Here is a 10,863-nt window from a genome sequence, read left to right as displayed (position 1 = left end):
GATTTAAGAAGAATCAATCAACTCAGTGAAACGGAAAATTTATTATCCATTTTCGTTATTTTTCAAAATAATTAAGTTCTGTCCCAGCCTCTTTATAATTACATTTTTATATTTAGAGAATTACAGTTTATTAATTACACCATGTAAAGTTTCCTTTAGTTCTGAATCATGATCAGAAAGGTCTACAAGGTTACCTAGGCGTTCACGTAATACAGGGCGTTCAATTACTAGCTTTTCATCAAGCACTTGTACTAGTAACTCAACAATAAGACGATCGCGAACATTTAATGCTTCTTCTAAACGTTCTGGTGTAATTTTTGCATTTGAATTTGCAGTTTTTGCCATTTTTAAAACCCCTTTTATAATTTATATTCATGCACATCTATTTTAGCATACAGCTAAATTAATTTGAAAACATTCTTTCAAGAATATATACCAAAACTTTACAAAAATGTACAAAGATATTTACGATGAAATGTTATATTTAAATCATAATCCCCAGATGATCGACCATATGATTATGTTATATCGTAACCATAGCGAATTGTTATAATGATTGGAGGAATTAGATGGATCAAAACAACTCAACTTATCAACAACTAATTAAGGCTGTGCCAAAGTCTTTACAGTTGTTTCTTAATGTTTGCCTCGTACTTCTTGCGCTTATATTATCCTTCCTGCTTTTTAAAGAACTAGTCGAATTCCTTAAAATTATCATTTTCTCTAAGGACAAAGGTGACTATAAGCTTTTCCTCGCAAATATTCTTCTATTCTTTTTATATTTTGAATTTATCACAATGATTGTTAAATATTTCAAAGAGGACTATCATTTTCCCCTACGATACTTTATATATATTGGAATTACAGCTATGATTCGATTAATTATCGTTGAGCATGACCACCCCATCAATACCTTAATTTATTCACTTATTATTTTAATATTAATTATAAGCTATTTTATTATTAACATTACACCACTGGAACGACCTGCACGTTCTCCACACTTTATCAAAAAAGAAAAATAGTTCGCATAGGGATGCCAATTTTCATGGCTTCCCTAAAATGCTGTAATACACGTTGGTTTATCATAGACATAGAAGAGTTGATGTAATTTCTGAAGATATTGTTCATTACTAATCTTTACCTTACTGAGCATAAATAGCTCTTGTACTGTAACAACCCCCATAGCTAGAGAGGAAAGCTCTGCAATATCTATAATCATTTCCACGTCATAGTTAAAATCATTTTCTAATGTAATATTACCATCAATTACTTTCATAACGATTTGCTGATTATTTTCTGGGAGTAAAGAATCCTCTACAGTAAGCTTAAATGTTAAAGTTTGATGATTGAAATTATGTGTTTTTAACTCCTCGAAAAAGCCTCTAACATTGATAATTCGATACATTAGGCCAACTCCTGAAACATTGCTTGCATGATAGACACTTGGGATTAAATGATTCGTTCCATTTCTTACATCTCCTAAAAAGAAATGAACATTTTCTTCTTGGGTATTCCATTCAATACGAGCAACCTGATCAGCTTGGCTATTTAGAAATGTGCTAAGCTCTAATAATGCCTCAGGTGTTTCATAAATCCATTCTTTAATAACTAGATTGTTAAGTAAGAAATTAGTATCACTTTGTTTAATAAAGGAAAATACCAAATAACCTTGAATGGTATCTCCTTTTTCAACAGCAATCACATAATTTTGTGGATTTTTAAATATTGCTGCGAGCTCCGATTCTGTTTTCAAAAACATACCGTGCCTTTTAAAAGTTACTCTTTTATAGCAATCTGCTAATTTATGCTGATCCTGCACTGTTAAATACTTAAGATGCTTTTTTGTAGGACCTTTCGGAAAGCTGGAAGGTTCTACGAAATATTGATGTACTTTAGGTCCATAGCCGAAGCCCATTTTTTTATAAAAATCCGGTCTAAAAGGATATAATGCTACAAAGTGTATTTGTTTTTCTAAAAATACTTTAAAAAAGTGATCTATTAATTCCTTGGCTACCTTCTCTTTTTTACGAAGTAAATCGACCGCAACTAGACCAACCCCTCCAACTGGAATCATTTTAGAGAAGAGGTTCATTTCAAAATCATGAAGTCTCATACCACCAACTAGTTTGTTTTCTTCCCATAATCCATAATAGTGAATAGCTGCATCATTGTTTTGATTGTGCATAAAAAGTGCCTTTAACTGCTCTTTTGTTGGCTGTGAGCCATCCATCCTACCTGGATAAGCACCAATTACAATGTCGACAAAATGTAAAAAATCCCCTTCATCCCATAATTTATCTATCACTCGCATATTCATCCCCCTGTTCATTTATAATTGCACTCTAAAAAATATTGCTCATAATCATATTTTTTACATTAATTTTAACTCCTGATAATAACATATATTACCACGAGTTAAAATAATACTGTATGATGACAGTGAGATGATTAAAGCTGGGCATCCAGCCTGGATCATTATTCTTGAAGTCAACTATACACCCTGATTATCATCTTCCCGAAAAAGTATTTATGCCCTGTTGGAGTAACAATAAGTGATTTATTGAAGGGAGACACTAAGAATGAATTTAATTGATGCTTATATTCAAGAAGTTACCAAAAGGATTAGTAAAACGAAACGAGACGATATTAGTCTGAAGCTAAAATCTACCATTGAAGAAATGTTACCTGAAGATTATTCCGAATCGGATGTAAAAGAAGCACTTACAAAATTAGGAAGCCCCATAGACGTTGCAGCTAGTTACAGAGATTCACCGCGCTTTTTAATTGGTCCGCAAATATTCGACACGTATATTCAAACAATAAAAATAATCGTTCCTTGGGCCATCCTTATTACAGTAATCGTTCATGTGGTAGAAAACATTGTGTTCTACAGCGGGGAAGATGCCCTTTTATCTACATTGATTAAGACTTTTTCTATTACTATTGCAAATGTAATTTCAGTAATATTACACGTACTGTTCTGGATTACGGTTGCTTTTATTGTAATTGAACGTTCAGGTAGCGATATTCCAATACCTTTTATAAAAAAACAAAAGCCTTGGACTCCAGATGATTTAACAAGCATTAAAATTATTCCTAAAGATAAAACTATTTCACTACTTGATATTATTTTTAGTTTTATAGGGATTATTGCTTTTTCATTTATCTATTTTAATGCAAATCACCTTTTAGGAATCTACTCTTCGCACGATAGAGGCGGATTGAAATTTGTTATGCCAATATTCAACCAAAATGTATTACTGTCTTTTGCACCTATCGTATTAATATGTATAGCTTTAAGTATAACTTTAGCATTATTTAAATTAAAAGCGGGTCAATGGACATTTCTAATTGCTGTTCTAAATGCTGTCCTACAATGTATAGGAACCATTGTCTTTATTCTTATGGTTAAGCAACCTGATTTCATACACAGTGCAGCTATTCCCTATATTGCTGCAATTACAGAAACGACCTCGGCTAAGGTTTTATTTGCTATAGACCGAATATTATTAGTGACTATTGCAATTGCCATTATAGCCAATGCATTTGATATTTATGGCGGCTTTAAAAAGGCACGAAATCAGCAGGATTAAACCGGCTTCTTGCTGCTATTCAAACAAATATTTAAAATCCCTGAACTAGACACCTTACTATTCACTGAGAGCGGGCTTTTATAAGTACGCTCTTTGCATTTTTCTGTTAAATGCTTTCATAAATAATAAAGACTTAATACCTAGTAAAATACTCCTTAAAGACACCAAAATACCATTATTCTCTAATGTTTTGTATAATAATGTAGTTGAGAGTTTTTAAATACACATACATTATAATCTTTCGCACCAGTATATTCAGAATAAGGGGAAATAGTTATGACCATTCTTCTTGTAGATGATAATCAAGTAAATCTATTTGTAATTGAAAAAATATTAAAAAATGCAAGTTATGATAACTGTGTTTCTTTAGCATCGGCTAATGAGCTTTTTGACTATTTACAGCTTGATGTCGAAAATCCAACAGGAAATTCTGTAGATTTAATTTTGTTAGATATTATGATGCCTGAGATAGACGGTATTGAAGCCTGTAAACGTATTAAGCAAAATGAAAGATTCAAAGACATTCAAATAATTTTTGTCACCGCTCTAGAAGATAAAAACAAACTTGCTGAAGCTCTAGATATTGGCGGGGTGGATTATATTACAAAGCCGATAAATAAAATAGAGCTTCTTGCTAGAATTCGTGTTGCTCTAAGATTGAAGGCTGAATTAGATTGGCATACACAGCAGGAAAAGAAAATACAATACGAACTAGATTTGGCAACGCATGTCCAAAGAAGTCTTCTGAGCCCACCATTAAATGAGAATAATATTCAAATAGCAGTATCCTACCTCCCCTCCTCCAATTTGGCAGGGGATATGTATTATTGGCATAAAATAAATGATCATCGCTACGCTGTCATTTTACTTGATATGATGGGACACGGAATTTCGGCAGCACTTGTCTGTATGTTTATCTCTTCTGTTCTTAGAGAAGCTGTCAAACAATTGATAGAGCCTGAATTAGTCATAAAAGAATTAAACCGCTATATGACACTTTTAAGAAATGGGAACGAGGACAATCTTTATTACTTTACAGCGATCTATTTAGTGGTTGATACAGAACAAAAAACAATCGAATATGTAAATGCTGGCCATCCTTCTGGCTATGCACTTATTGATGAAAAGACGCTTGTTCCATTAAATCAAGGAAGCTGTGCAGTTGGTTTTTTTGATGAAATTGAAGTAAAAAAGCAACGAATACAATACGAGCAGGATATACAAATAATTCTCTTTACTGATGGTGTTTTAGAGGCGATGGGACCTTGTGAAATAGAGTCTGAAAAACATCTGCAAGCGCTAACATCTACAAAATGGAACTATACACAATGTCTGATTGATAATTTATTGTCTAAAGAGAAACAAGAAAATCAGCCTGATGATATGTGTGTATTAATGATTCAAGCATATGCATAAAAATATAATCCACCCATCCTCCTTCTTACCAAGAAAGATGGGCGGATTTTTTAGTTGATCTTTTGATATATTCTTTCATTACCTACAATTTCTTTATATTTTTCCATAATATCATCAAAGCGCAGTGTCTCCTTATCACCTAAACATAGAAAACCTTTTTCACTAAGACTTTCATAAAATAAATGATGAACCTTGCTTTGTAGCGCCTGTGAAAAATAGATTAAAACATTTCTGCACAAAATAATATGGAATTCATTAAACGATTGATCCGTTACTAAATTATGCTGTGCAAAAATAATATTTTTTAAAAGTGAAGGATGGAAATACGCGTACTGATAATCTGTTTTATAGTACTCAGAAAATGCGGCATTACCACCAGCAAGCAAATAGTTTTTAGTATATGCTTGCATTTTGTGTATGGGGAAAGCCCCCTTTTTTGCTTTTTCTAATATTTGTTCATTTATGTCTGTTGCATAAATAACGGCTTTATCAATTAGCTGCTCTTCCTTTAGCAAAATTGCCATGGAGTATACTTCCTCACCTGTTGCACATCCAGCATGCCATATTCGTATTTCAGGATAGTCACGTAAATACGGTATAACCTCCTGACGAAAGGCTTTAAAGAAACTTGGGTTACGGAACATCTCAGTGACATTGATGGAAAAATCATTTAATAGCTGCTCTAAAAACTGTTGATCGTGTATAACTTTTTCAAGTACTCTAGAAATTGTTGGGATATTATTGATTCTCATTCTATTAAAGATTCTACGTGTTATAGAAGAACGATTATATTGTCGGAAATCAAAGCCTGATAAACGATAAACTGCCTCCAATAATAAATCAATTTCTAAACTTGTATGTTTATTTACTTGTAGTTTTTGCTCCAAGGGCTGAAATTGATCCATGCTTATGAGCTCCCTTTAGAAACTAACCATACTCTTAATACGGATACAAGCTGATCTAAATTAAGTGGCTTACTTATATAATCTGAAGCCCCTGCCTCTAATGATTTATCACGATCATTTTTCATGGCTTTCGCCGTTAAAGCAATAATCGGTAAATCCCTTAGCTTCATTTGTTGTCTAATGATAGACATCGCTTCATAGCCATCCATATTCGGCATCATGATATCCATAAGAATAAGATCTACTTCCTGATTAGCTTGCATAATATCTAAGCATTCTATCCCATCTTTGGCAACTAAGATATTCATGCCCCTTTTTTCAAGCGCTGTTTTTAATGCATAGATATTGCGGTAATCATCATCTACAATTAAAATAGTTTTCCCTTGGAATACCTCTACTTCTACGATTTCTGTGGCTTCAGGTAACTCATCTGCAACCTCATGTACCTCTGTTACAGCTCCTACCTCATGAATAGCCAATTCAAGGCATTGCTCCTCCTGAATTCCATTAGGCAGGCTTGGAATTGTCAGTGTGAAGCTACTACCGTGCCCTTCTTCACTTTGTAAAGAAACCCAGCCACCAAGTAGTTTGGCAAATTCTTTACAAATCGATAGGCCAAGACCTGTACCACCATATTTCCGTACAGTTGCCCCATCGGCCTGCTGGAACGACTCAAATATTAACTGGTGCTTGTCCTTTGGAATACCTATACCAGTATCAGAAACTGTAATCTCTAACCAATCAGCACTAATATTCTGCATATTATTTGTCAACTGCTCCTCTTTTAACTGTTGGATATCCAGTGTTACGGAACCTCGCTCAGTAAATTTGAAAGCATTGGATAATAAATTTTTTAGGATTTGCTGAAATCTCTTTTCATCCGTATAGAAAACATCCATTACATTTTCTGCTTTTGAAATATAGAACTGTAAATCCTTTTTCATTGCTACAGGTGCAAATGTCTGCTCGATTTGTACCGGAATCTCACTCATATTTACTTCGTCAAACATTATGTCCAGCTTTCCTGCCTCTACTTTTGATAAATCTAAAATATCATTTATGAGCACAAGTAAATCCTCACCAGAGGAATGGATAACCTTTGCAAATTCAGCTTCCTCTTCAGTCAAGTTGCTTTGACTATTTTCCGCCAGCATTTCAGATAAAATTAAAATACTATTTAGTGGTGTTCGTAATTCATGTGACATATTGGCTAAAAACTCGGATTTATAATTGGAATTGAGTAACATCTGTTCTGCACTCTTTTCTAATTCCTTTTTCGCCTTTGCTAGCTCTCTCGATTTGGACTCTGCCTCTTTTGTTCTTTCTTCCAATTGTTCATTAATCATCGTCAGTTCTTCTGTTTGCATTTGTAATTCTTCCGATTGTACTTGTAATTCCTCTGTCATCGCTCTGGATTCATTTAGCAAGCGTACAATTTCCATACGTCCTACGACACTATTTACAGTTAAGCCAAACGTTTCGGCCACTTGTTTGACTAATTCCAGTTGAAGCTTACTGAAGTCTGTCATAGTGGCTAATTCAACAACTGCTATTACATCCTCCTCAAATATAATAGGTATAAGAAGAATGCTTTTAGGTGGTACTTCTCCTAAGCCTGTACCAATTAAACGAAATTCATCTGGAATATCCTTATAGAACAAAATCTTTTTTTCCAAGGCACATTGCCCAATTAAGCCCTGCCCAAGCTTAAAGCTTTCCATTCCTACACCAGTGCTTGTATCAGCAAAGGCTGCTTTTTTCACAAATTGAATATCATCTTCTTTTGTTTCACGAACATAAAATGCGCCAAGTGAAGATTGTGTCTTTTGTGCCATTTCAGAAAGAAAGGTTTCAGCTAATTTTGTAATGACAGAAATACCTTGATATTTAGTTACAATGTCTGCAATATTCGACTGTAGCCATTCTCTCTTTTCTATAGAACCTAAAAGCTCATTTGTAGCATCAGCAAGGGTATTTATTTCATCATTGGTTTTCACATGAATTCTGCCCTTTTGATTGCTTTTAGAAGCTGCAATTTCTTTAATCGTTTCAGTAACCTCTGTTATTGTTTTCACAATTGAGCGAGAAATTCCACTAGCGATTACAATAGCAATTACCGAAACAAGTACCAGCAGCCCAAATAAAGCACTAGTTATATTGCTATTTCGCTTGTCTAACTGATTTACCTTAGTCTGAGTAAATGCATTTTCAGCTAATCTAAATGCAGCAAATTGTTTTCGCATTGTTTCCATATCTTTACGACCAACATCGACCTTGAAAAACTCCTTTAAAGCAGCAGTGTTATTTTCCTTCTTCATCAAGAGTGTTGGATTACCAGTCGTTGCGATCCAATGCTCTATCGTTACCTCTATTTCCTTAAGCTTATTTTGTTGACTTGGTTTATTGTCTAACAGCTGATAGAGAGCATTAAAATCAATTTTCCAGTTCTCGGAAGCACTATTATAAGGCTCTAAGTAACTCTCTTCCCCAGTAATGATAAAACCTCTTTGACTTGATTCCATATCCAAAATGTATTTTTCAATTCGATTGGTTAGCTCCTGAACTTGAGAATCGTATTTTATAATAAAATTTCTTTCTTTTTGTAAAGCAGTAATTTGATTATTTAAGATAATTACTGATGCAAGTAAACAAAGTATGATAACGATATAGCCTAATGTAATTTTAGTTCGTATACCTAGCTTTAATTTATTGAGCATTTGTTTTCCTACCTTTACCTGGCATATTAATCTATTATTAGTATAATTGTATGATTAAAAATAACAAAGAATCCTCTCTTTTTTGCTCCTTCTTCATATAATGTTATCACGATGTATGAAGAGGGTATGTAATATAAGGGAAACTCCTAATCACAAAATTGATGTAAATTTTACTTTCCACTATTAATAAATCGTGTCATTTTTCATATACATTTTATATTGAAATATTTTGAACTAAGGAGAGAATTTTTGTGGACATTTTCGTAAGACCTGGTGATTCACTTTGGCATTATAGCGAAGTATTTAAAATCCCCCTCCAATTAATTATAGATTCGAACCGAAATATAAACCCCCAATTTTTAAGGGTTGGACAGCGTATTCGAATCCCGGGTTATATTACTACTGGCTATCAAATAAGGCAGGGAGATTCTTTTTGGCAAATTGCCCAAAACAGAAATATTCCACTTACAGCCCTTTTACTAGCTAATCCTGATCTTAACCCAAATGCCCTTCAAATAGGTCAAACCATTCGTATTCCTCAACAAATTACTTGGAGGATAGTCAATGGACAACAAAGTTACACCTATAGCATCATGATAAATGATTTAAATAAGCTCCTTGATGCCTATCCATTTCTACAAAGTTCAGCAATCGGGCATTCTGTGTTAGGGCATGAAATTCCAGAGATTCTAATAGGGAACGGAACTAAACGAATTCATTATAATGGCTCCTTCCATGCAAATGAGTGGATCACAACTCCCATTATTTTAACATTTTTAAATGACTACCTACTTGCACTCACCAATCAACATACTATTCGAGGTATATCTACACTCCCACTTTACCAACAAACATCCCTTTCCATAGTTCCGATGGTCAATCCTGATGGTGTTAACTTAGTTATACAGGGGCCACCAGAAGATGAAGCATTAAGAAATCAGCTTATCAATTGGAACAATGGCAGCAATAATTTCTCTGATTGGAAAGCCAATATACATGGTGTTGATTTAAATGACCAGTTCCCAGCAAAATGGGAGCTAGAAAGTGCACGTAATCCCAAGACACCTGGACCAAGGGATTATGGCGGGGAACGACCTTTATCAGAGCCAGAGGCCATTGCTATGGCTGATTTAACAAGGAAACGAGATTTTGCAAGAGTTCTTGCGTTCCATACACAGGGAAGAGTGATTTATTGGGGCTTTGAAAACTTGGAGCCACCAGAGTCTAAAATACTTGTTAACGAATTTAGTCGAGTTAGTGGCTATGAGCCTATCAATTCAGCCGGAAGCTATGCAGGCTATAAGGATTGGTTTATTCAGGATTGGCGTAGACCAGGCTTCACCGTTGAGTTGGGAAGCGGTACTAACCCTCTACCAATCAGCCAATTTGACGACATTTATGAAGAAGCATTAGGAATTTTCCTTGCTGCACTATATATGTAAAGCTTTGAATTGACTAATGATTCCCTTTCCTTCATGTACAGATAATAATAGAACGTTGAAAAAATATAATATAATACGGCATTTTCCAACTTGCCAGCTTTGAATTATGACAAATTCCCTGCAATTTTGCTATAATTCAAAGCGATACCTTCTACAATTATGGACTTCTACTGAACATGCTAATTATAGAAAAGTGGATGGCAGTTCATATGTAGGACCAAGTTAAATGATCAATACTAGCCACCTTTAGCGAGGTTTATTCAATGTATTATTTAAAAAAATCTCATACCAAAAAAGGTTGCATGAGAACCAACATTTTCTATCGCAAGATTAATTATAAGTTTAAAAAGATCGCTTCCTACATATTTTTCATATGTGAGAAACGATCTTATGTTATTTTCATCCAACGTTCATCCGTATCTACTTTACCATTTTCACCTTACAAAAAAGGCTGTAGAAAGTCATTTAAAGCCTTTTAACAAGTATAAAAGAAGAAACTCTGGATGCTTCATTTTTTATAAAACATCCATTATTTTACGTTCCCCACATTAATTTAATGATGTGCTTTTGGTTAAAATTCTGATGCTTTTGGATATGTGCTACGTTTACCTGTAATATACAGATATTGTTGATAAGCAACTTTGGCGACACTAGCATCTGACCAATCGTTGTAGAAAAAGGCAAATCCACCAGATTTATATTCTTCTCTTACAGTTTGATTGTTCGGACCCAAAATATTGACATATAAAGAATAAGATTTTGTAACTGTTATGAATAATAACCTATA

General features: G+C 34.0%; 9 protein-coding genes. 4 read left to right on the top strand and 5 right to left on the bottom strand.

The window, feature by feature from the left end:
• Nucleotides 1–120: 120 nt before the first annotated feature.
• Nucleotides 121–345, bottom strand: coding sequence for a phosphate-starvation-inducible protein PsiE (locus ACQKIM_RS22635; protein WP_427548350.1), 225 nt, complete (start codon nucleotides 343–345; stop codon nucleotides 121–123).
• Between the two features lie 224 nt (nucleotides 346–569).
• Here ACQKIM_RS22635 and psiE point away from each other — a divergent pair, with 224 nt between their 5' ends.
• Nucleotides 570–1,025, top strand: a complete 456-nt coding sequence (psiE, locus tag ACQKIM_RS22630; RefSeq protein WP_427548348.1) for a phosphate-starvation-inducible protein PsiE — start codon at nucleotides 570–572, stop codon at nucleotides 1,023–1,025.
• Between the two features lie 32 nt (nucleotides 1,026–1,057).
• On the opposite strand, the gene ACQKIM_RS22625 is transcribed toward psiE, so the two are convergent.
• Nucleotides 1,058–2,314 (bottom strand): GNAT family N-acetyltransferase, encoded by a 1,257-nt coding sequence (locus ACQKIM_RS22625; protein ID WP_427548346.1) that lies wholly within the window; start codon nucleotides 2,312–2,314, stop codon nucleotides 1,058–1,060.
• A 268-nt stretch (nucleotides 2,315–2,582) separates the two neighbouring features.
• Here ACQKIM_RS22625 and ACQKIM_RS22620 point away from each other — a divergent pair, with 268 nt between their 5' ends.
• Both ACQKIM_RS22620 and ACQKIM_RS22615 read left to right on the top strand, forming a co-directional pair.
• Entirely contained in the window at nucleotides 2,583–3,596 is a 1,014-nt protein-coding gene (locus tag ACQKIM_RS22620; RefSeq protein ID WP_427548344.1) for an HAAS signaling domain-containing protein, read from the top strand.
• Between the two features lie 276 nt (nucleotides 3,597–3,872).
• Complete coding sequence (locus tag ACQKIM_RS22615; RefSeq protein WP_427548343.1) at nucleotides 3,873–5,012, top strand: PP2C family protein-serine/threonine phosphatase; 1,140 nt, start codon at nucleotides 3,873–3,875, stop codon at nucleotides 5,010–5,012.
• 50 nt (nucleotides 5,013–5,062) lie between these two features.
• Here the strand turns inward: ACQKIM_RS22615 and ACQKIM_RS22610 are convergent, their stop codons facing one another.
• Together ACQKIM_RS22610 and ACQKIM_RS22605 are read right to left on the bottom strand one after the other, a co-directional pair.
• Nucleotides 5,063–5,917 (bottom strand): CheR family methyltransferase, encoded by an 855-nt coding sequence (locus ACQKIM_RS22610; protein WP_427548341.1) that lies wholly within the window; start codon nucleotides 5,915–5,917, stop codon nucleotides 5,063–5,065.
• 2 nt (nucleotides 5,918–5,919) lie between these two features.
• Complete coding sequence (locus tag ACQKIM_RS22605; RefSeq protein WP_427548339.1) at nucleotides 5,920–8,634, bottom strand: ATP-binding protein; 2,715 nt, start codon at nucleotides 8,632–8,634, stop codon at nucleotides 5,920–5,922.
• A gap of 251 nt (nucleotides 8,635–8,885) precedes the next feature.
• On the opposite strand from ACQKIM_RS22605, the gene ACQKIM_RS22600 reads away from it, so the two are divergent.
• On the top strand, nucleotides 8,886–10,076 hold the full coding sequence (locus ACQKIM_RS22600) for a M14 family metallopeptidase (RefSeq protein WP_427548337.1): 1,191 nt from the start codon (nucleotides 8,886–8,888) through the stop codon (nucleotides 10,074–10,076).
• Between the two features lie 571 nt (nucleotides 10,077–10,647).
• Here the strand turns inward: ACQKIM_RS22600 and ACQKIM_RS22595 are convergent.
• Nucleotides 10,648–10,809, bottom strand: coding sequence for a hypothetical protein (locus ACQKIM_RS22595; RefSeq protein WP_427548335.1), 162 nt, complete (start codon nucleotides 10,807–10,809; stop codon nucleotides 10,648–10,650).
• Nucleotides 10,810–10,863 lie beyond the last annotated feature (54 nt).

The sequence above is a fragment of the Lysinibacillus sp. NPDC047702 genome (assembly GCF_050272555.1).
Classification (GTDB): domain Bacteria; phylum Bacillota; class Bacilli; order Bacillales_A; family Planococcaceae; genus Lysinibacillus.
This window is presented reverse-complemented; position numbering and strand designations above follow the sequence as displayed.

Coding starts and splice junctions, on each gene's coding strand:
- ACQKIM_RS22635 (WP_427548350.1), bottom strand. CDS start 345: ATGGCAAAAACTGCAAATTCAAATGCAAAAATTACACCAGAACGTTTA.
- psiE (WP_427548348.1), top strand. CDS start 570: ATGGATCAAAACAACTCAACTTATCAACAACTAATTAAGGCTGTGCCA.
- ACQKIM_RS22625 (WP_427548346.1), bottom strand. CDS start 2,314: ATGCGAGTGATAGATAAATTATGGGATGAAGGGGATTTTTTACATTTT.
- ACQKIM_RS22620 (WP_427548344.1), top strand. CDS start 2,583: ATGAATTTAATTGATGCTTATATTCAAGAAGTTACCAAAAGGATTAGT.
- ACQKIM_RS22615 (WP_427548343.1), top strand. CDS start 3,873: ATGACCATTCTTCTTGTAGATGATAATCAAGTAAATCTATTTGTAATT.
- ACQKIM_RS22610 (WP_427548341.1), bottom strand. CDS start 5,917: ATGGATCAATTTCAGCCCTTGGAGCAAAAACTACAAGTAAATAAACAT.
- ACQKIM_RS22605 (WP_427548339.1), bottom strand. CDS start 8,634: ATGCTCAATAAATTAAAGCTAGGTATACGAACTAAAATTACATTAGGC.